The organism is Stagnimonas sp. FW305-C-60 (assembly GCF_058782965.1).
On the sequence record NZ_JBYSYF010000004.1, the window covers coordinates 76228 to 96572 of the forward strand.

The window sequence follows — 20345 nt, forward strand, 5'->3', positions numbered from 1 at the left end:
ACGAGCCGGGCCAGCGCCGGGCGATCGGGGCCAATTGATGGCCTGAAACAGCCGGCAGGCTGTGTTTGGCGGGGCGGGCTGGCATCATGCGCGCCGCGATCAGCCGGATCGCCTCGCCGCCAGGCCCTTGCCGCCATGAAAAAGACTTCCTACCCCAAGCAGGACATCAAGGTTCTGCTGCTCGAAGGCGTATCGCAGACCGCCGTTGAGAGCTTCCGCCGCGCCGGTTACAGCAATATCGAATTTCACGAAAAATCGCTGCCGGAGGCCGATCTGGTTCGCGCCATCAGCGATGCCCACATCGTCGGCATCCGCTCGCGCACCTATCTCACCGCCGAGGTGCTGGAGCAGGCACGGCGGCTGATGACCATCGGCTGCTTCTGCATCGGCACCAACCAGGTCGATCTCGACGCCGCCCAGGCGCGCGGCATTCCGGTGTTCAACGCGCCCTACTCGAACACCCGCAGCGTCGCCGAACTGGTGATCGCCGAAGCGATCCTGCTGATGCGGCGCATCCCCGAGAAGAACATGGAGTGCCACCGCGGCGGCTGGAGCAAGTCCGCCAGCGGCAGCTACGAGGTGCGCGGCAAGACCCTGGGCCTGATCGGCTACGGCCACATTGGCACCCAGGTCGGCGTGCTCGCCGAAGGCCTGGGCATGCGGGTGATCTACCACGACATCGAGACCAAGCTGGCGCTCGGCAATGCCAGCCCGGCGGCCAGCCTGGGCGAACTGCTGGAGAGCAGCGATATCGTCAGCCTGCATGTGCCGGAAACCCCCAGCACCAAGTGGATGATCGGCGCGCCGGAGCTGAAGAAGATGAAGCGCGGCAGCCTGCTCATCAATGCCTCGCGCGGCACCGTGGTGGATATCGATGCGCTGGCCGAGGCGCTGCGCAGCAAGCATCTGGGCGGTGCGGCCATCGATGTGTTCCCGGTGGAGCCCAAGGGCAATGCCGACCCCTTCGTCTCGCCGCTGGTCGGCATGGACAACGTGATCCTCACCCCGCATATCGGCGGCAGCACGCTGGAGGCGCAGGAGAACATCGGCATCGAGGTCGCCGCCAAGCTGGTGCGCTACAGCGACAACGGCTCGACGCTGTCGGCGGTGAACTTCCCCGAGGTGTCGCTGCCCGAGCACCCCAACAGCCGGCGCCTGTTGCACATCCACCGCAACGTGCCGGGCATGCTCTCGCGCATCAACGAGGTGTTTGCCAGCAGCGAGGTCAACATCGACGCCCAGTACCTGCAGACCGCCGGCCAGGTCGGCTATGTGGTGATCGACGTCAATGCCAACGAGGAACAGGCGCAGGTGTTCAAAGACGGCCTGGCGGCTATCCCCGGTACGTTGCGGACCCGGCTGCTTTACTGAGGCGCGCCGCTATCGCAGATTGATGGCGCCCAGTGCGCCGCCGCTGCGGGCGACGTACAGCACGCCGTTGTCGGAGATGGAGATAGAGCCGGAGTAGGGATAGGACCAGACTGTCTGGTGGCTGGTCAGATCAATCGCATAGACGGCCTTGCCGCTGACCGCGAAGACCAAGTTGTCGGTGACCACGATATTGGCGTCCAGCAGCGTCTCGTCGCTGGCGGGCAGAGGCCAGGCCCAGCGTTGCGCGCCGTCGGATTCGTTCAGGGCGCGCAGGCTCTTTGTGGCATTGTCTCCGACGTAGACCACGCCCTTGGCCAGGGCAGGTTGGGCTTTGAAGGTTCCCTCGATGGACCAGTCGATGGATTGCGTCGCGATGTTGAATCGGATCAGGCGATTGCTGCCGTAGGACGCTGCCTGATTGATTGCCAGGACCTCGCCGAGGGAACCGATAACGGGTGCGCTGTCGATACTCCAGCCCTTCCAGTCGAAGCTGTCGTCTGCGATGGAAAACGCGAGGCTGCCATCGCTCCGGTTGACCACCTGCAGACCACCACCCAGGTAGGCGTAGACGTGGTTTTCGTCCACCGCCGGTGTCCACGCATCGTACTGGGCGAGCGGAGCGAACCACTCGGCGGCGCCATTCAACGAGCTGAAGCCATAGGCGCCGCCGTAATAGCCGCCGTTGGTGTACGCCGAATCGCCGTAGATGGTCGGCGAGTAGTAATGCTCCCATTGCGACTGGAAGGCTGTCTGGAACTTCAAGAAGCCGGTGTCGGCATCGAAGAACCACATAAAAGTGTCTTCGTGGCCGCTGGAGGCGGCGTAGACCGTCCCGTTTGCAACCGACGGCGGATTGATTGTGAAGATCGAGTCGAAGCTGTACTGCCACTTGGTGCCACTGTCGCTTTCACGCAGGGCGTAGAGGTTGGCTACCGCGAAATTGCCGGGAATCGTGACATAGACCACACCGTCGGCACTGACGGCGGGACTCACGGCGGGGCTCGATTCATCCGAACCCGGCACGTGCCAGATCCAGCGCGGCGAAAACTTTGCGGCGTCCAGTGTCACCGGCACGTAGCCGGTATGAGCTGCGTTTCCCTGGAACATGCTCCAGTTGCTGGCGCCGTCGAGATGACTGAGCGGAGTGAGGTTGGTGTGCGATTGCACGGTCAGCACGTAGGGCAGGGACATCGGCGAACCGGTGTGCTGGGTCGAGCAGGCGGAGTCGCGGCAAAGCTTGACGACAAACTGTCCGCTGTGCCTGCCGGGCGCTAGGTTCTGCACCGTTTTGAATACGGCACTGTAAGAGCCATCACCGTTGTCGGAAATTGTCGGATCGCTCCGGATCACGCCCGCGCTGTCTTCGATGATTACCGCCAGGTAGCCCGCAAAGTCTTGCTGAGGGAATGCCTTGACCGTGAACTCGCGGGCGTCACCCTCGAAAAGCGTCTCGTTGATGGTGCTGGGCACGAAGCGGAGTCCTGGGTTAGACGAACTAGAGTCCTTCCCCCCCCCTCCGCAGGCTCCCAAAAGCAGCGCCAGCATGAGTAAGGCCGATCTGGCAAACACTTCCGAGCGAGCCGATTCCAGGCCCAGTCGCAGTTGATTTCGCATGGTTGTTTTCCCCAGTTTGTTCTTAACACCCTGCGGTCCCTGATCCGCAAGATGAAATCAGACTAACGGGCCGCGAACTTGGCGTCCACGGGATTCGCTGCGAAAGTGGGTGCGCCGTGTAGTTCTCGGCATTTGGCCGAGTTGGCCGGTTCATAAATTTCTATAGCGAGGCGTATTTGGCGGTGCGCTGAGTCGAATTTAAACCTTTGACGGACTTGGTCACTCCAAGCGCGGTAGCGCTTGGCCGGAAACGGTCGGCGACCCCACCTTCCACCGGACCTCTCATGCGACTCCGTACCCCCCTGACGCTGGTCAGCGCCCTGGCACTGGGCGCCTGCGCGCACACTCCCACCCAGACCGCCGCGCCCGTCCCGGCCGTGGCCGTAACCAGTAACCCGCCTGCCGTGAGCAATCCCTTCTTCAGCCCCAGCACGCTGCCCTATCAGCTGCCGCCGTTTGCCCAGATCACCGACGCCGACTACGCGCCCGCCTTCGAGAAGGGCATGGCCGAGCAGCAGGCCGAGATCGCCGCGATTGCCGGCAACCCGGCGGCGCCGACGGTTGAAAACACCTTGGTGGCGATGGAGAAGTCCGGCCAGCTGCTGGGCCGCGTCTCGGCGGTGTTCTATTACCTGGCCGGCACCGACACCAATCCGAGCATCCAGAAGCTGCAGGCGGAGATGGCGCCCAAGCTGTCGGCGCATCGCGACGGCATCTATCTCAACGCCGCGCTCTACGCCCGCGTCAAGGCGCTCTATGAGAGTCGCGCCAGCCTGGGGCTGGACGCCGAAACCCTGCGGCTTGTCGAGCGCACCCACACCGACTTCGTGCGTGCCGGCGCCAATCTCGCCGAGGCCGACAAGGCCAAGCTGCGCGCCATCAACGAGCAGCTGTCCTCGCTGACCACCCGCTTCCAGCAGAACAATCTCAAGGAGACCAATGCCGGTGCCGTGGTGGTCGACAGCGCGGCCGAGCTGGATGGGCTATCCGGCGAGGCCGTCGCCACCGCAGCCGAGGCGGCCAAAGCCCGCGGCCTGGAGGGCAAGTACCTGCTGACCCTGCTCAACACCAGCGGCCAGCCGCCGCTGGCGAGCCTGAAGAACCGCGCCCTGCGCGAGCGCCTGTACCGGGCCTCGCTGGCGCGTGGCACCCAGGGCGGTGAGTTCGACAACCGCGACACCATCGCCAGCCTGGTCAAGCTGCGCGCCGAGCGTGCGCGCCTGCTCGGCTACGCCACCCACGCCGACTATGTGCTGGAAGACGAGACTGCCGGCAGTTCCAAGGCGGTCAACCAGCGTCTGGCCCAGCTGGCGCCGGCGGCGGTCGCCAACGCCAGGAAGGAAGCCCAGGCCTTGCAGAAGCTGATCGACCGCGAACAGAAAACCGCCGGAAAGAAATCCGCCGGCGGCTTCAAGCTCGCCGCCTGGGACTGGGCCTACTACACCGAGAAGCAGCGCAAGGCGCTCTACGACTTCGACGAGTCGCAGATGAAGCCCTACCTGGAACTCGACCGGGTGCTGGAAGACGGCGTGTTCTACGCCGCCAACCGCCTCTACGGCCTGACGTTCAAGCGCCGCACCGATCTGCCCACCTACGGGCCGGACGTGCGCGTCTACGAGGTGTTCAATGCCGATGGCAAGCCGCTGGCCTTGTTCCTGGGCGACTACTACGCGCGTCCCAGCAAGCGCGGCGGTGCCTGGATGTCGAGCTTTGTCGATCAGTCGAAGCTGATGGGCACCAAGCCGGTGGTCACCAACAACCTCAATATCCCCAAGCCGCCGGCCGGCCAGCCGACGCTGCTCACCTGGGACGAGGTGACCACCATGTTCCACGAGTTTGGCCACGCCCTGCACGGGATGTTCTCCGATGTGCAGTACCCGAGCTTCTCTGGCACCAGTGTGCCGCGCGATTTCGTCGAGTACCCCTCGCAGGTCAACGAGATGTGGGCGGACGATGCGGAGATCCTGCCGCACTACGCTAGGCACTGGCAGACCGGCGAGACCATGCCCAAGGCACTGGTGGAGAAGGTGAAGGCCAGCAGCAAGTTCAACCAGGGCTTTGCCACCACCGAGTACCTCGGCGCGGCGCTGCTGGATCAATCCTGGCACCAGCTCGCGCCGGAGCAGACGCCGAACGCCGAGGGCGTGCTCGGCTTCGAGGCGGCGGCGCTCAAAGAAGCCGGCGTGGACTTTGTCCCAGTGCCGCCGCGCTACCGTAGCGGCTACTTCTCGCACATCTTCGCGGGCGGCTACTCGGCCGGCTACTACGCCTACATCTGGAGCGAGGTGCTGGACGCCGACACCGTCGAGTGGTTCAAGGAGAAAGGCGGCTTGAAGCGCGAGAACGGCGACTGGTTCCGCGCCAAGCTGCTGTCGCGCGGCGGCAGTGCCGACGCCATGCAGCTGTTCCGCGAATTCCGCGGCCGCGATGCCGACATCCAGCCGCTGCTGGTACGGCGCGGCCTGGACGCCGCCGGCGGCAGCAAGAAAAAAGCCAAGCCCTGAGTCCAGCGCTGGCAGTGAACAGCCCCGCGTCCATCTTGGACGCGGGGTTTTTCTTGGCCATTAACCCATGGAAACCACTCTCCCCTGGTGTGAGAGGGGCAGGGGAAAGGGGCGGGTATTCGAGCCGGGCATCGGCCTGCGACCGGCTCGGGTTGAGCAGCGACAACCCGCTTGAAAAGCGCCGCGCCTCCGCCCAGTCTGTGGGTGCCGGCACGCCGCCGGCGTTTGCTCCCTTATTAGAGCCGCCGCGCATGGCCAAGTCCGCTCCCACCGATCCCTACCGCGGCAAGACCGTGCTCATCACCGGCGCCTCCAGCGGCATTGGCGAGGAGGCCGCGAAGCAGCTGGCCGCGCGCGGCGCCCGGCTGCTGCTGGTGGCGCGCCGCGAGGACGAACTGCGGCGGGTGCAGCAGGCCATCGGCGCCGGCGGCGGCTCGGCGCGCATCTACCCCTGCAATCTCGCCGAGCCGGCCGAGGTCGATGCCCTGGTGGCGCGCCTGCGCAAGGAGCTGACTGGCCTGGACGTGCTGGTCAACAACGCCGGCCGCTCGATCCGCCGGCCGCTGCTGGAGAGCCTGGACCGGCCGCACGATTTCGAGCGCACCATCCAGCTCAACTACCTGGCGGTGGTGCGCCTGACGCTCGGCCTGCTGCCGCTGCTGCTGGCGCAGGGCGAGAGCCAGGTCATCAACATCTCCAGCGTCGCGGCGCTGATGACCACGCCGCGCTTTGCCGCCTACCAGGCCAGCAAGGCGGCGCTGGACGCCTTTTCGCGCTCGCTGCGCATCGAACTGGCCGAGAAGGGCCTGCACGTCACCAGCATCAACTATCCGCTGGTGAAGACTGCGATGACCGCGCCCACCGCGGTCTACAAGTACCTGCCGCAGATGGAGGTGGCCGAGGCCGCCGCCTGGATCGTCGAGGCCATCGCCGAGCGCCCGGCGCGGCGCACCACGACGTTGGCGCTGGGCTTCCAGCTGGCGACGGTGGCGATGCCGGCACCGGCGCTGCGGCTGTTGGCCGGCTTCTACCGGCGGCGGCTGGAGAAGCTGCGCGACAAGCTGCAGGCCTCCGGCGAGCAGCCTTGAAGAAGAAATCTGGCAAGACTGGCACCCGGGTCGCCGCGCCCGCTGTCAAGGTGGCGGCACCCCAGCGCGAGGTGCTGGGCCTGGCTCTGGGCAGCGGCTCGGCGCGCGGCTGGGCGCACATCGGCGTGATCCAGGAGCTGGAGGCCATGGGCCTGCGGCCGGAGGTGGTGGCCGGCACCTCGATCGGTGCCCTGGTCGGCGCGGTCTACGTCTCCGGCCAGCTGGAGGAATTCACGGACTGGGTGCGCAAGCTCAATGTCCGCGACGTGGTGGGGCTGATGGACTTCACGCTCTCCGGCGGCGTGATGAAGGGCGAGAAGCTGTTCGGCTATTTCACCGGCCACCATCCCAATCCCGATATCGAGAGCTTGAGCCAGCGCTTCGTCAGCGTCGCTACCGAAATGCGCAGTGGCCGCGAGATCTGGATCGACCACGGCCCGGTGCTCAGCGCCGCGCGGGCGTCCTGCGCGCTGCCGGGGGTGATCTCGCCGGTGAAGCACGAGGGCCGCTGGATGCTCGACGGCGGCCTGGTCAACCCGGTGCCGGTCTCCGCCTGCCGGGCGCTGGGCGCGGACGTGGTGATCGCGGTCAACCTCAATGCCCAGCTGGTCGGCGCGCATCTGTCGCGCGCCGGCCGCGAGGAGGCCGAACGCGAGGCGCAGGACAAGAACGAGACGCCGGAGCGCAGCTTCTGGAGCCGGGTGATGGCGCGCTTCGAAGGCGATGGCCACAACCCCAGCTTCTTCGACGTGATCGCCGCCAGCGTCAACATCATGCAGGACCGCCTCACCCGCAGCCGCATGGCCGGCGACCCGCCGGAAATCACCCTGATCCCGCATCTGGAGGACTTCGCGCTGATGGACTTCCATCGCGCCAACGAGGCCATCGAAGAGGGGCGGCGGCTGGTGCAGCGCCACGAGGCGGAACTGCGCGCCTGGACCCGCAACCGCGTATGAGCGGGCGCGCGCTGGCTGGCGCTCGTGGTGGCGAGCCGGCACTATCGCGCCGCCGCGCTGGCTGAGCGCGGCGCCAGCCCCTATACGTCCACGCGCCCTCCGTGCCCAAACGCCGCTCTTCCTTCCGCCCTCTGCGCTGGTTGTTCCGGCTGGGGCTATTGCTGCTGGCGGTGTTCCTGCTGCCGGTGCTGGTGCTGAAGTGGCTGCCGCCGCCGACCAGCGCCTTCATGCTGCAAAGCCCGGTGCGGCCGGTGCGCTATCAATGGGTGCCGATGGAGCGCATCGCCAAGGTGGCCGGGCAGGCGGTGATCGCCGCCGAGGATCAGAAGTTTCCGGTGCATTCGGGCTTTGATCTGGAGGCGATCCAGAAGGCGCAGGCGCACAACCGCAAGTCCAAGCGCGTCCGTGGCGCCTCCACCATCAGCCAGCAGACCGCCAAGAACCTGTTCCTGTGGCCGGGCGGCGGTTACTTCCGCAAGGGCATCGAGGCGATCTACACCGTGCTGCTGGAAGCGCTCTGGGGCAAGGAGCGCATCCTCGAGGTCTACCTCAACATCGCCGAGTTCGGGCCGGGCATCTACGGCGTCGAGGCGGCCTCGCAGCGCTACTTCGGCAAGCCCGCCGCCAAACTCACGGCCGCCGAGGCGGCGCGGCTGGCGGCAGTACTGCCCAGCCCGCGCCGCTGGAGCGTCAGCAAGCCCGGCCCCTATGTGCAGAGGCGCGCCGCCTGGGTGCAGAGGCAGATGGGCTATGGGCTGCGCGCCCCTGCGCAGGTGGACGCAGAGCCCGACTCGGAGCCGGAGCCGCCGACCGAGCTGGAAGCGGATCGCGACGATGCGCCCTCGATGCCGGTGGCGGTCGAGCCCCAGCCGGTCCCGGCGACTCCGGCGGAACCCCCGCCCGAGGCCGATCCACAGCCGGTTCCGGTGCCGCCGGAGCCCTAGTTGCCGGCCGGCGCGAAGTCCAGGGGCGCGGGCATCGGCAGTGGTTCCGGCTCGATCGGCATCGGCAGCTCGACCGGCGCCTGCGTGGGGGCGGTGGGCACCACGGCCTGGGTGCTGATCCTGGGCTCACAGTTGCAGACCTCGGTGCCCTTGTCGAACGCGACCCGCCACTCGCCCGGCGCGACCAGTCGCCAGATGGTGTTGAAACGGGCGATGGTCTTGCCGTTGGCGTCACGCACCGGGCCGCTGCTGAGCGCCAGATCACCAGTGGCGGCGACCTCGACCACGCTCGGCTCCCAGGAGAACGGCGCCTGCGGCCCCTCGAAATAGGGCTTCCAGGCTTGGGCGACGCGCTGCTTGCCGCGGGTGGAGTTGTCGCCGTCGAAGAAGATTGCGTCTTCGGCCAGAAAGCGGGTGAAGGCGGAGAAGTCGCGATCGGCCATGGTCTGGGCGAAGGCGCGCTCGGTTTCCCGCACCTGGTCGGGCAGGAAGTAGGCGGTGGACTTGGGCGCGCTGGCGCAGGCGCTGAGCAGCGAGGCGGCGAGCAGCGCGCCGCACGAAAGGATTCGGATCATGGAAGAGGCGTTGCAGGTTTTAGCGTGACTGGAGAATGCCGTCGTCCAGCATCTGCTGGAAGTGCTCGCTGAGGGTGGTTTCCACCGGCCGGAACTCCATGCCGAGGTCCTTGCGGGTGTAGCTGTTGTCGAACTTCAGTGGCCAGCCGACGTTGCCGCTGATGAAGCGGCGGCTGTAGCCCTGCAATGGGGCGATCAGCCAGACGATGGCCTTGGGCGCCACCATCAGCGGCCAGCGGTAGCCGCGGCCAAAGCGCGCTTTCAGGATCTGCACGATCTGCCACATGGTCACCGAGGTGGAGACCGCGATGTGGCGGCCGCTGGCGTTGGGGGTGTAGCCGGCCTTGATGTGGGCGAGGGCGACGTCGCGCACGTCCACCAGGCCAAATTCCATGTCCGGCACGCCAGTCATCAGGGTGCCGTCGGCAAGCTCGCGGATGGTGCTCAGGCTGGTGGAATCGCTGGCGCTGGTCAGCGACGGCCCCAGTACCAGGCCGGGGTTGATGGTCAGGAGATCCCAGCGCGACTGCGCCTTGGCGATGTCCCAGGCGGCGCGCTCGGCGGCGACCTTGGAGTAGTTGTAGGGCTGGTGATCGACCGAGCTGCTGGTGTTCCAGTAGGCCTCGGTATAGGTCTTCAGGCCCAGCTGGCTCATGTCCACCGCGTCGCCATAGATCGACACCACGCTGGAAGTGAGCACCACGCGCTTGACGCTGGGCACCCGGTTGGCGGCCTCCAGCACATTGCGGGTGCCTTTCACCGCCGGGTCGACCAGATCTTTCTGCGGATCGCTCAGGCCCTTGATGACGAACGGCGAGGCGGTATGGAACACCAACTCGCAGCCCTGCATGGCGGCGTCGTAGGCGCCCTCGCTGAGCAGGTCGGCCTTGTACAGCGTCAGCTTGCCCTTGGCGCCGGCGGCGGCCTTGAGTAGGTGGCCGACCTTGGCCTGGTTGCCGGGATCGCGCACGGTGGCGTGGACGTCGATGCCGTCTTCCAGCAGGTATTTCACCAGCCAGGAAGCGATGTAGCCGTTGCCGCCGGTGACCAGCACCGGCTTGGTCTTGTCGATTTGCATGGAGTGCCCTGGTCAACCGCGGAAGGGCGCGGTCGTTGCTTCTATGTTGCCGGAAATTGGCCCATTCCGTGCCTGTACGGCCTTTATCCGGCTGGGAAAATTCCCTCTGCCACCTCGCGGCCCTCGCGCCGCGCCCGTCACCGACATGTTGCTAGGAGCGCCGATGAAGTCACAGGCTGCTGTGTTGAAGCTGGTTGTTGTCCTGATGCTGACGGCAGGTTTTGCCTCCGCCCAGGCCGCCGTGAGCCCCAAGATCGAGCCGGCGCTGCTGAGCGCGGTGCAGTCGGCGGGCCAGGCCGATTTCCTGATCTGGTTCGAGGAGCAGGCCGACCTTTCCGCCGCCGACGCCCAGAAAACCCGCGCCGACAAGGGGCGGGTGGTGATGCAGGCGCTGCGTGCGACGGCGGAGCGTAGCCAGGCGCCGGTGCTGGCGCAGTTGCGGGCGCGGGGGCTGGAGCACCGCGCCTACTGGATCGCCAATGCGATCAGCGCGCGCGGCAGCTTGGCCGACTTGCAGGCGCTGGCGGCGCTGGCGCCGGTGAAGCAGCTCTACAAGATCGACAACCAGCTCAGCCAGCAACTGCCGGCGGGCATCGCCCGCTTCGTCGATACGCCGCGCCCGGCGCCGCGCGCGACGGCGGCCGTAGCCAGCTTCGACCTCGCCAAGGCCCTGGGCGGCAGCGTCGAACCGGGGGTGGCGCTGATCCGCGCGCCGGAGGTCTGGGCCCTGGGCTTTAAGGGCCAGGGCGTGGTGGTGGGCGATCACGACATCGGCGTGCAATGGGACCACCCGGCGCTGAAGAACCAGTACCGGGGCTGGGACGGCAGCGCGGCGAATCACGACTACAACTGGCACAACGCCTTCGGCGGGATCGATCTGTTCTGCACCGACACCAGCGTGCCCTGCGACTCCAACGGCCACGGCACCCACACCACCGGCACCATGGTCGGCTGGGACGGTGGCGACAATCAGGTCGGCGTCGCGCCGGCGGCGAAGTGGATCGCCTGCCGCTCGCTGCTCGACCCGGTGGTCGGCGTCGGCACCATCCCCACCTACATGGAATGCATGGAGTGGACGCTGGCGCCGTATCCGGGCACCGATACCGCGGCCGCCGATCCGGCGATGGCGCCGGACGTGGTGAACAATTCCTGGGGCTGCGCCGAAGGCTGCGTGCCGCCGCTGCTGCAGGCCACCAATGACGCCATCAAGGCCGCCGGCATCGTGCAGGTGGTGTCGGCCGGCAACGACGGCAATGGCGGCGTCTGCGGCACGGTGGCCTTTCCGCTGGCGGTGTACGAGTCCTCGTTCTCAGTCGGTGCCAGCGATGTCGGCGACGAGATGGCGGATTTCTCCAGCTTAGGCCCGGTGCTCACCGACCTCTCCTTGCGCACCAAGCCGAATGTCACCGCGCCGGGCGTCGCTACCCGCTCGGCCTGGAACGACGGCGACTACAACACCATCAGCGGCACCAGCATGGCCGGCCCGCATGTCGCCGGCCTGGTGGCGCTGATCATGTCCGCCGAACCGCGCCTGATCGGTCGCGTCGATGACATTCGCGCGCTGATCGAGCGCACCGCCAATCCCGATGTGAAGACCAGCAACACGGCTTCCACCTGCGGCGGCACCGATGCCGCGACCATTCCCAACAATATCTTCGGCTACGGCCGCATCGACGCCGCCGCCGCGGTGCTGGCGCGTCCGCAACTGTCGGTGCAGGCAACGGCGCCCAGCAGTGTTGCCAGCGGCGGCAGCTATACCGCCGTGTTCAAGCTCAGCCAGCCGGCCGGCGGCAAGATCGACGTCAGCAACGCGCTGCTGAAACTGACGCTGCCCAGCGGCTTGAGCCTGAAGTCCTCCTCCGAGGCGCCTAGCGCCAACGAGGGCCAGGCGCTGAGCTTCAGCCACGCCACGCTGGCGCCGGGCGAGGAGTGGAGCCTGAGCCTGGAGCTGAGTCCGACACAGGCCGGCAGCTACAGCCTGACGGGCAGCACCGAGGCCGATCAGGTCAGCCCGGCCGCCGCGCCGACGCTGGTGACCGCGGTGGGCGCCGGTACGGGTGGCAATGAGGAATCCGGCGGTGGTGCTCTGGGCTGGGCCAGCTTGTTGCTGCTTGCGGCGAGCCGTCTGCGGCGGCGCTAGGAGGATTCCTGCCGCGGGTTGTAGATGGCGCCGCCGCGCTGTGCGTAATCGCGCAGTACCTGCCGCGCCGCGTCGCGGTGCAGGTCGCAGACGGTAGTGATGCCGCGCGAAGCCAGCGCGGCGCGCCACTGGCGCGGCTTGGCCCCTTCGTCGAAGCCGATCGCTTCGGCGTCGGCGGCGCGGGCGCCGATCAGCAGCTGCCGCACGCCCGACCAGGGAAGCGCGCCGTAGCACATCGCGCAGGGCTCGCTGCTGGTCACCAGCTGATGCGCCGGCAGGCCGGCGGCGCCGAGATCGTGCGTGCCGCAGCGCCGCTGGGCGAATGCCAAGGCCAGCATCTCGGCGTGCAGTAGCGACAGGCCGCCGCTCAGCACCAGATTGACGCCGGCGGCGACCAGCCGGCCGCTGTCGCATTCGAAGACCGCCGCCGCAAACGGGCCGCCGCTGCCCTCTTCGACATTGCGCCGCGCCGCGTCGACGACCCAGGCCATCCGCGCCGCAGGCTCCGGCAACGCGGCCGATTGTCGGGCGACCTCGTCCTGCAACCAGCGCGGCAGGGTGATCGTCAGTGTGGCTGCGGTGGCGGTTCGGGAGTGGAGCGGTTGCACTGCGGCAGCATGCCGCAGCGGCCGTGGCCACGCCAGCGTAGCGTCGCGGCCGGGGAGGTGATGCGGGCTTGCGCCTTAACGATGAGCCGACGTGGACAGGATTATCCCGCCGAGACCTCGGCTGCGGGTTTGTCCGCGGCCGGCGATGTGGACGTGGCCTCGGCCGCCGGTACTGCCGGGTTGGGGACTGCCGGCTCGGTCGTCGCCGGTGCTGGCGGCGGTTCCGGTGGCCGCAGGCTGGCGCGCAGGCTCTCGGCGCGCTGGCGCAGCAGCGAGGAGCAATCGGTGCAGGCGCTGCGCAGCGCCAGGGCATCGAGACTGGCGATGCGCGCCTCGGCGGGCGTAGTGCCCGCTTCCAGCGTCTGCTGGGCGATGCGCTCATAGGCCGGCAGCAGCATCTGCCTGAGCTGATTGGACAGGCTCAGCAGGCTTTCCAGACTCTGGCGGTCGAGGCCGCGCAGCTCGTCCAGCGCCAGCAGATGGTTGAGTCGGCCGAGTTCGTCCTCGGCCTCGCGCAGCACCGGCGCATCGGCGCCGCGCACTTCCGTGAGCGCGCTGCGCCAGCCCGGGTAGGCCGCGGTGCGGGCGAACACTGCGCCGCTGTCGTCCCAGAGCCCGGCGAGGCTGGACTGGCCCTTGATCGCGGTGCTGCGGATGCAGGCGTCGAGCTGCTTGGCGCGGTCGCGGAAGTGCTCGGCCCAGTAGGCGTCGTCGGGTTTGCCGAGCAGACTGGCTTGCTGGGAGAAATACAGCAGGCGGCCGACATAGGGTGTGGGCGTGCTGTCGGCCTGCGCGCGGCGGATCGCCAGCAGCAGTTCGCCGCGACTGAGCAGATGCCGTTCGTACTGGGTCTGCCGGCGCGCCAGCTGGCCGGAGGCGATCAGTGCCCGGTACTCGCCCCAGACCCGCTCGTCGGCCTCGCAGGAGACGGCGATGCCGAGAAAATCCTTCACCGAACGGTAGTCGCTGACATCCAGCTCGAAGCGCACATAGGCCTGCGCCGGCGCCCAGGGCTTGCCGTCGGCATTGCAGAGGCCGGTAGGGGACTGATCGACCGGGCAGCGGCGCAGATCCGGCGAGGGTGGCTCCAGCGTGGTGGTGCTGGGATTGAGCATCACCACGAACTGGCGGCCATCGAGGGCGGCCAGGCCCTGGTCGGAACGCAGGCCCAGCAGGGTCTTTTCCTCCCAGGGCTTGTTGCTGGACTTGATCTCCTCGCTGAGCAGGCTGCCGAGGCGGGTGCTGAGCAGGTTCACCGCACTGCCGCCGGGGATGAAGCCCAGGCCCAGCTTCATGATCGGCTCGTCGTTGGCGATCGCCAGCAGATTGCTCACCCAATGCGCCTTGTCGGCCGGCACGCCGCGCACGTAGATCTGCAGATGCGGCGACTTCGACAGCGACTCCGGGTCCACCAGCAGGCCTTCGGTGAGCAGGGCGTTGTTGACCACCGAGCTGACGGTCTTGCCGGCCTGCACGTCGTAGAGCAGCACCGGGATTTCCGGGTCGGTATCACTGGCGAAGCTGGCCACCGTGCCCTTGCCGAAGCGCGCCGAGATCAGCAGCATCGCCGGCCGTTGGCCCTCCTTGCCGAAGTCCAGCGCGCGGCCGTTGGTATCGAGGTTGGAGCTGACGAAGATGCGCAGATAGCCGTCGTCGTAGCGGGAACCGGCCCCGACCACGGTGTCGCCGGCCACCGGCGTCGCCACCGGTTTCACGAAGCGGTCGGAATCATGGCTGCAGGCGGCGAGGCTGGTGCTCAGCACGACGGCGCTGCACAGGCGGATCAGGGAAAGGCGCATGGCTCTTGGGGCGCGGCGCTTAAGGCCGGCGGGGAACAGACTCGAAAGGCGGAAAGACGATACGCCCTGGCGTCGCCCCTCACAATGGCGCCGGATCGACATCCTCGTAGGCGTCCCAGCGGAAGCGCGGCGTGCAGAGCGCCAGAAAGACCAGATCGCGAGTGCCGGAGTTCCGTATCCGCTGCCGCTCGCCGGGCGCGATCAGCACCACGTCGCCCGGTCTGACCGCCTGCGCCGCGTGCTCGCCGACCTCCACCAGACCCTCGCCTTCGAGTATCAGGTAGCGCTCGGTGATCCCGGCCAGCCGGTGCCAGCGGGTGCAGACGCCGGGCTCGACGCGGGCACGGGCGATCGACAGCGCCTCGTCGCCGGCGTGATTGGCGAGCTCCAGGATGTGGCAGCGCTCCTCGGTGAGCCGCTCGCTGGCGGGGTCGACGCGGTGGATGTGGCTCATGCCGGCTCCCGCAGCAGGCCCAGGCGCAGCAGCAGATTGGGATCGGGGCTCAGGCCCAGCCAGTGCGCCGCTTCCGAAGGTTTGCAGACGCCGGGATAGTCGCCGACCCGGCCGCCGAGATCGGCGATCACCTGGAAGTGCAGGTGCGGTGGCCAGCCCAGGTTCTCGTCCGGCTCGCCCAGCCAGCCGAGCAGTTCGCCGGCCTCCAGGCGCTGTCCAGGGCGCGTGCGCTCCAGCGTCGCCCGCGCCAAGTGGCCGTAGAGGGTATGGAAGCGCTGCCCCTCATATTCGTGCTCCAGGATCACGGTCGGCCCGTAGTCGCCGAACACGGCGTTGTCGCGAGTGCTGTGCACGCTGCCGGCGAGCACGCAGTGCACGGCGGTGCCGGCGGCCAGCCAGAGGTCGACGCCCAGGTGCAGGGTGCGTGGCTCGCCCAGGTCGCCATTGAAGTGCGGACTCAGGCGATAGAGGCCACGGTTCTCGCCGTAGCCGCCGATGGCGTAGTCGGCGCGGTGAGCGCGCAGTTGCGCGGCAAGCCAGGCCGAGAAGGCGGGCGTGTCGGCCGGATCGAAGCCCTGCAGCTCGGGGTTGCTCTCGCTCAAGTCCAGGTGCAGGCCGGCTCTTGCGTTCAGCGGCCAGGGCAGGGGACTGGCGGTGGGCAGGCGCGCCAGCAGTTCGGTCAAGCGATTCTTCATGGCCCGCAGCCTAGCGGCTGCGTCGCCAGGCCGCGAGCGCTGAGGCTCAGGCCGCCGCGGCTGTCGCGCTCGCCGGCTGGGCCGGTGCCGGTGCTGGCAGCGGCTCACGGGCGGCGGTAGCGCCGTCGGCGCGCACCAGATGATTGCTGCCGCTGGCACCGGCCTCGCCGTGCAGGACCTGCCAGGCGGCGTCGAGGCTGGCGTCGTCGCTGTCGCCGAACGCGGTCAGCACCGAGCCGACGTTCCAGTACTCGCCGACCACGCGCTCGCGGTCGATGTCGAGCAACACGAAGCCGTGGGCGGCGGCGTTGTGGTAGCGGATGTTGGGATTGGCCAACACCACGGCGGCGTTGTACAGCGGTGCCAGTGGCGCGGTCTGGCTGTCGTCGGCGAGGTTGTTGGAGCTGACGCTCATGCAGGTGAATTCCACCGCCACCGCACCCTCGCCGGTGAGGGCGTTGTAGCCGGGTACGCCGGTGAGCGCCGGGGTCAGCGGATTGAACGGTGTGTAGGCGTCCTCCACCACGTCGCAGGCCCAGGCGGTGTGGATGTCGCCGGCCAGCACGATGTTGTTCACCACGCCCTGCTCGCGCCAGGTCTTCATCAGCAGGTCGCGCTCGTAGGCGTAGGCGCCCCAGTTGTCGCCGCCCTCGTTGCCACCGCCCAGACGCAGACCCATGCCTTCGGCGATGTCCGGCGGCAGATAGGGCAGCGGCGAGTAGCGCGGATCGGGATCGTTGCGGTGCGGCGCCATCATGGTCTGCTGGCCCAGCAGCCGCCAGGGCACGCCGGCGGCGCTGGAGGCCTGCATGCCGCTCAGCAGCCACTCGCGTTGCTCGGTGCCGAGCATGGTTCGCTCGGGGTCATAGCTCTCGGTGCCGGTGATCGAGGTGTCGGTCGCCGCCGCGTTGCGCTGCAATCGCGTGTCGAGCATGAACAGGTCGAGTAGGTCGCCATAGGCGAAGCGGCGCCAGATCTTCAGGCGGTCCTGGGCGTCGGGCAGGCGGATCGGCAGCCATTCGTCGTAGGCCTGTGCCGCCCGCTGCTTGCGGCTGGTCCAGTCGCCCTCGCTGTCCGCCTGGTGATTGTCGGCGCCGCCGCTCCAGCTGTCGTTTGCGCTTTCGTGATCGTCCCAGACCGGAATCAGCGGATGCTGGCGCGTCAGCTCCTGTAGATCGGGGTCGCCGCGGTACTGGGCGTGGCGCTGGCGGTAGTCGGCGAGCGTGACGATCTCGTGCGGCGGATCGGCCGGCCGGCCGATGCTGCCGGCATTGCCGCTTTCATAGAGGTAGTCGCCGACGTGCAGCACCGCGTCCACGTCCCGCCGCGCCAGCACCTTGTAGGCATTGAAGTAGCCGGCGGGATAGTTGGAGCAGGACACCAGGCCTAGGCGCACCCGCTCGACGCCTACGGCCGGTGCGGTGCGGGTGCGGCCGACCGGCGAGTACAGCGCGTCGATGCGGAAGCGGTAGTAGTAGCTCTGTCCCGCCTGCAAGCCGCCGACATCCACCTTGATGGTGTAGTCGCGGCTGGCGTCGGTGTGGCGCGGCTGGCTGACGTCCAAGCCGTCGCCGCTGTGACGCACGATCTGCTGAAAGCCAGGGTCCAGCGCCAGTTCCCAGTCGAAGGCTACCTTGCCGTCGAGGCCGGATACCCGGGTCCAGAGCATCACCCGATCCTGCAGCGGATCGCCGGAGGCGACGCCGTGCTTGAAGGCCGCCGTGCCGGTGGCGGGGCCAGGAGTCGGCGCCGTGGTCGAGCTGCCGCAGGCCGGGATCAGCGGCAGGGCGGAGGCGGCCAGCAGACCACGCAACACCGCGCGGCGGTTGTAGCGGGCTGGCGCCAACAGTCGGCTGAGACGGCGGGAACGGCTCATGGCGATGCGCGGGGTTGAAAGGTGGCCGCGCAGCTTAGTCAGCGACTATGGCAGTGCCTTTGCAGAGGCCCAGGGCCTGTCACCAACTAGGACGCCGCTGCGATGTCACTAGTTGGTGACAGACCCTGAAGCCGGCAGGGTGAAATAGAAGATCGAGCCGGGATTGCCGGGCTCCACCCAGATGCGGCCGCCATGCAGGTCGACGATCTTCTTGCAGATGGTGAGACCGATGCCATTGCCCTCGTAGACATCGCGGGTGTGCAGGCGCTGGAACAGCTGGAACACCCGCTCGGCGCTGGCCGGATCGATGCCGATGCCGTTGTCGCGCACGGAGAACCACCAGTCGCCGTCGTGCCGCTCGGCGCGGATGCGTACCTCGGGCGGCGCCTCGCTGCGGAACTTCAAGGCGTTGCCGACCAGATTCTGGAACAGCTGCACCAGCTGCTGGCGGTCGGCGCGCAGGCTGGGCAGCGGGCCGGCGTCGATGCGGGCGCCGCTGCTGCTGATCGCCGCCTGCAAATTGGCCAGCGCCGTCTGCAGCACGGCGTTGAGGTCGACCTGGCTCAGTTCGGTGCGCTCGCGGCTGACCCGCGAGTAGCGCAGCAGATCCTCGATCAGGCTCTTCATCCGCCGGGTGCCGGCGGTGATGAAGCCGATGTACTCGTCGGCCTCCTCGCCCAGCTGGTTCTGATAGCGCTTGGCGAGCAGCTCGGCGAAGCCGGAAACGGTGCGCAGCGGCTCCTGCAGATCGTGGGAGGCGACGTAGGCGAACTGCTCCAGCTCGCGGTTGGAGCGCGCCAACTCCTCGGCGCGGTTGCGCAGCTCGGATTCGGCGCGCTTGCGCTCGGTGATGTCCTCGGCGGCGCCGACCGCGCCGAAGATCTGGCCGTCGCGCTCCATGGCCGCGGTGCTGAACATGATGATCACACTGACCCCGTCGCGGCGGGCCAGCGGCACTTCGTAGTGCAGGATCGGGCCCTCGCCGCGGATCATCGCCGCGTAGCGCTCGGCCAAGTCCTGGCGATAGGGCTCGGGGATCAACAGGGCGTAGTGCTGGCCCTGCAGCTCCTCGCGGCTGTAGCCGCTGATTTCGCAGGTGCGGCGGTTGACCAGGGTGAAGCGGCCCAGGCGATCCAGCGCGTAGATCGCGTTGGTGGCGTTTTCCATCACCTTGTCGCTGAACTCGTGGGCGGTGCTCAGCGAGTGTTCGGACTTGCGCCTGGCCGCGATCATGGCGTTGAACTCGCGGGTGAGTTTGCCGAGCTCGTCGTTGGAGCGCGCCGGGATCTCCACGCTGAGATCGCCATAGCGCACCTGCTGGGCGCCCAGGCGCAGGCCGAGGATGCTGGCGCGCAGCTCGCGGGAAATGCGCCAGCTGATCCACAGCACGAAGCTGGTCAGCAGCGCCGCCATCACCAGAACCAGGGTCAGCAGCAGGCCCTGGGTGGCGCGCGCGCCTTCGGCGAGGGTGGAGGAGAAGCGCTGCTCCAGCGGTGTCACCGCGGTGTTGATGTGGTCGATTCGGCGCCGGAAGGCTTCGGTCTGGGCCGCGCTCGGCGGCCCCTGGCTGATCAGCGCGTGCAATTCCTTGCCGCAGGCTTCGAGATCCAGCACATAGACCTCGGCCTGGCGCCAGATCGAGATGGCGTCGGAGAAGTAGGCGAAGTCGCGGAAGTGGCGGAACAGGAATTCCAGGGCCGGCACATCGGCGGCGTCAATGCCGCCGTCGATGAAGCCCTGCCTGACCAGGGCGGCGTCGTAGCTGGGCTTTTCCATTTCCAGCCGGGCGCGACGATCGCCCAGCGGCATGGCGATGGCCTGCTCGAAGGCGCGGTAGTCGGCGGAGTCGTGGCTGTCGAGATAGCGGTGCAGCGCATAGACCGCGTCCTTCTGGCCCTTGGACCACAGGCCTTCGCCGCCTACGTAGGCGCGCACGCCGGAGAGCACCTGGAAGATCAGCGTCACCGCCGCCAGCAGCACCGTGGTGGCGAGCAGAAAGGCCAGGAAGGAGGTCGCCAGCTTGGCGGCAATCGAGGCATTGCCCAGCCAGCGGGGGAGTGAGAGGTCGAGACGCACAGCGCTCCGCAAATGGGCAATCCGGGTGTCGGCAGCTTAGTCATCCGGCCACGGTGCGGCTATGCCGCGCCGGAAATCCGCCGCCGGAGGGTGGTGCCTGGCCCGGTAACCGGTGGCGGGTTCGTCAGGGCTTGGGGATTTGGTCTAACATGAGATCTGAGTCATTAAATACATAACCTCCGGGCGGCCGCGGTCAGGGCCGTCACGGCGGGGTTCCAGCGTGCAGGAGGCGTCATGGATTTCTCATCGGTGCAGTCGCCGGAGACGGCCGAGCAGCTCTGTCGGCAGGGCGCGCTAGAAAAACTGTGGTTGAGCCCGGCGCCGAGCGGCAGCCGGCCGGCGGCAGTGACGGCGGCCTATCTGCCGACCGCGCTGATCGAGACCTGGCAGCACCTGACCGGCGCGGTGGAGCGCTATCTGCATCGCGATCTGGTGAACCGGATCGAAGTGCGCCCCGAGTACCGCGAGGGCAGCCTGGTGCCCAGGGCCATCCACATCCGGGCCTGGCATTCGGAAAAGACCGGCCGCTTCGAGCCGACGCTGGAAGTCTGGTAGACGCCGCTGGGC

General features: G+C 67.9%; 15 protein-coding genes and 1 pseudogene. 7 read left to right on the top strand and 9 right to left on the bottom strand.

Going from position 1 to position 20345, the window contains the following annotated elements; all coding sequences use genetic code 11:
- Positions 1–135: 135 nt before the first annotated feature.
- Entirely contained in the window at positions 136–1371 is a 1236-nt protein-coding gene (gene serA, locus AC3WT6_RS13330) for a phosphoglycerate dehydrogenase (RefSeq protein WP_492654091.1), read from the top strand.
- Between the two features lie 9 nt (positions 1372–1380).
- Here the strand turns inward: serA and AC3WT6_RS13335 are convergent, their stop codons facing one another.
- Positions 1381–2841, bottom strand: coding sequence for an outer membrane protein assembly factor BamB family protein (locus AC3WT6_RS13335; protein WP_492654092.1), 1461 nt, complete (start codon positions 2839–2841; stop codon positions 1381–1383).
- A gap of 428 nt (positions 2842–3269) precedes the next feature.
- Here AC3WT6_RS13335 and AC3WT6_RS13340 point away from each other — a divergent pair, with 428 nt between their 5' ends.
- From AC3WT6_RS13340 to mtgA, 4 genes and pseudogenes are all read left to right on the top strand, one after another.
- Positions 3270–5489, top strand: a complete 2220-nt coding sequence (locus AC3WT6_RS13340) for a M3 family metallopeptidase (RefSeq protein WP_492654093.1) — start codon at positions 3270–3272, stop codon at positions 5487–5489.
- A gap of 251 nt (positions 5490–5740) precedes the next feature.
- Positions 5741–6577: an SDR family NAD(P)-dependent oxidoreductase gene (locus AC3WT6_RS13345; RefSeq protein WP_492654094.1), complete on the top strand. Its 837-nt coding sequence runs from the start codon at positions 5741–5743 to the stop codon at positions 6575–6577.
- A gap of 50 nt (positions 6578–6627) precedes the next feature.
- On the top strand, positions 6628–7533 hold the full coding sequence (gene rssA / locus AC3WT6_RS13350; RefSeq protein WP_492654201.1) for a patatin-like phospholipase RssA: 906 nt from the start codon (positions 6628–6630) through the stop codon (positions 7531–7533).
- Between the two features lie 101 nt (positions 7534–7634).
- A pseudogene (gene mtgA / locus AC3WT6_RS13355) lies at positions 7635–8276 on the top strand (monofunctional biosynthetic peptidoglycan transglycosylase); the annotation flags it as partial.
- A gap of 197 nt (positions 8277–8473) precedes the next feature.
- On the opposite strand, the gene AC3WT6_RS13360 reads toward mtgA, so the two are convergent.
- On the bottom strand, positions 8474–9052 hold the full coding sequence (locus AC3WT6_RS13360) for a YybH family protein (protein WP_492654095.1): 579 nt from the start codon (positions 9050–9052) through the stop codon (positions 8474–8476).
- A gap of 19 nt (positions 9053–9071) precedes the next feature.
- Positions 9072–10130 carry an SDR family oxidoreductase gene (locus tag AC3WT6_RS13365; protein ID WP_492654096.1) on the bottom strand — a complete coding sequence of 353 codons (1059 nt, stop codon included), beginning with the start codon at positions 10128–10130 and terminating at the stop codon, positions 9072–9074.
- Positions 10131–10335: 205 nt separating this feature from the next.
- On the opposite strand from AC3WT6_RS13365, the gene AC3WT6_RS13370 reads away from it, so the two are divergent.
- Positions 10336–12270 (top strand): S8 family serine peptidase, encoded by a 1935-nt coding sequence (locus AC3WT6_RS13370; protein ID WP_492654097.1) that lies wholly within the window; start codon positions 10336–10338, stop codon positions 12268–12270.
- On the opposite strand, the gene AC3WT6_RS13375 is transcribed toward AC3WT6_RS13370, so the two are convergent.
- The 6 genes from AC3WT6_RS13375 to AC3WT6_RS13400 form a co-directional block, all read right to left on the bottom strand.
- Entirely contained in the window at positions 12267–12761 is a 495-nt protein-coding gene (locus AC3WT6_RS13375; RefSeq protein WP_492654098.1) for a tRNA-specific adenosine deaminase, read from the bottom strand. The genes AC3WT6_RS13370 and AC3WT6_RS13375 overlap by 4 nt on opposite strands.
- A gap of 218 nt (positions 12762–12979) precedes the next feature.
- Positions 12980–14677 carry a hypothetical protein gene (locus tag AC3WT6_RS13380; RefSeq protein ID WP_492654099.1) on the bottom strand — a complete coding sequence of 566 codons (1698 nt, stop codon included), beginning with the start codon at positions 14675–14677 and terminating at the stop codon, positions 12980–12982.
- Between the two features lie 79 nt (positions 14678–14756).
- On the bottom strand, positions 14757–15131 hold the full coding sequence (locus tag AC3WT6_RS13385) for a cupin domain-containing protein (protein WP_492654100.1): 375 nt from the start codon (positions 15129–15131) through the stop codon (positions 14757–14759).
- Positions 15128–15826 (bottom strand): peptidoglycan DD-metalloendopeptidase family protein, encoded by a 699-nt coding sequence (locus AC3WT6_RS13390; protein WP_492654101.1) that lies wholly within the window; start codon positions 15824–15826, stop codon positions 15128–15130. The genes AC3WT6_RS13385 and AC3WT6_RS13390 overlap by 4 nt, the downstream gene beginning before the upstream one ends.
- A 46-nt stretch (positions 15827–15872) precedes the next feature.
- Positions 15873–17702: an alkaline phosphatase D family protein gene (locus AC3WT6_RS13395; protein WP_492654102.1), complete on the bottom strand. Its 1830-nt coding sequence runs from the start codon at positions 17700–17702 to the stop codon at positions 15873–15875.
- A gap of 108 nt (positions 17703–17810) precedes the next feature.
- Positions 17811–19778 (bottom strand): sensor histidine kinase, encoded by a 1968-nt coding sequence (locus AC3WT6_RS13400; protein ID WP_492654103.1) that lies wholly within the window; start codon positions 19776–19778, stop codon positions 17811–17813.
- Positions 19779–20012: 234 nt separating this feature from the next.
- On the opposite strand from AC3WT6_RS13400, the gene AC3WT6_RS13405 reads away from it, so the two are divergent.
- Entirely contained in the window at positions 20013–20333 is a 321-nt protein-coding gene (locus AC3WT6_RS13405; protein WP_492654104.1) for a hypothetical protein, read from the top strand.
- Positions 20334–20345: the final 12 nt, after the last annotated feature.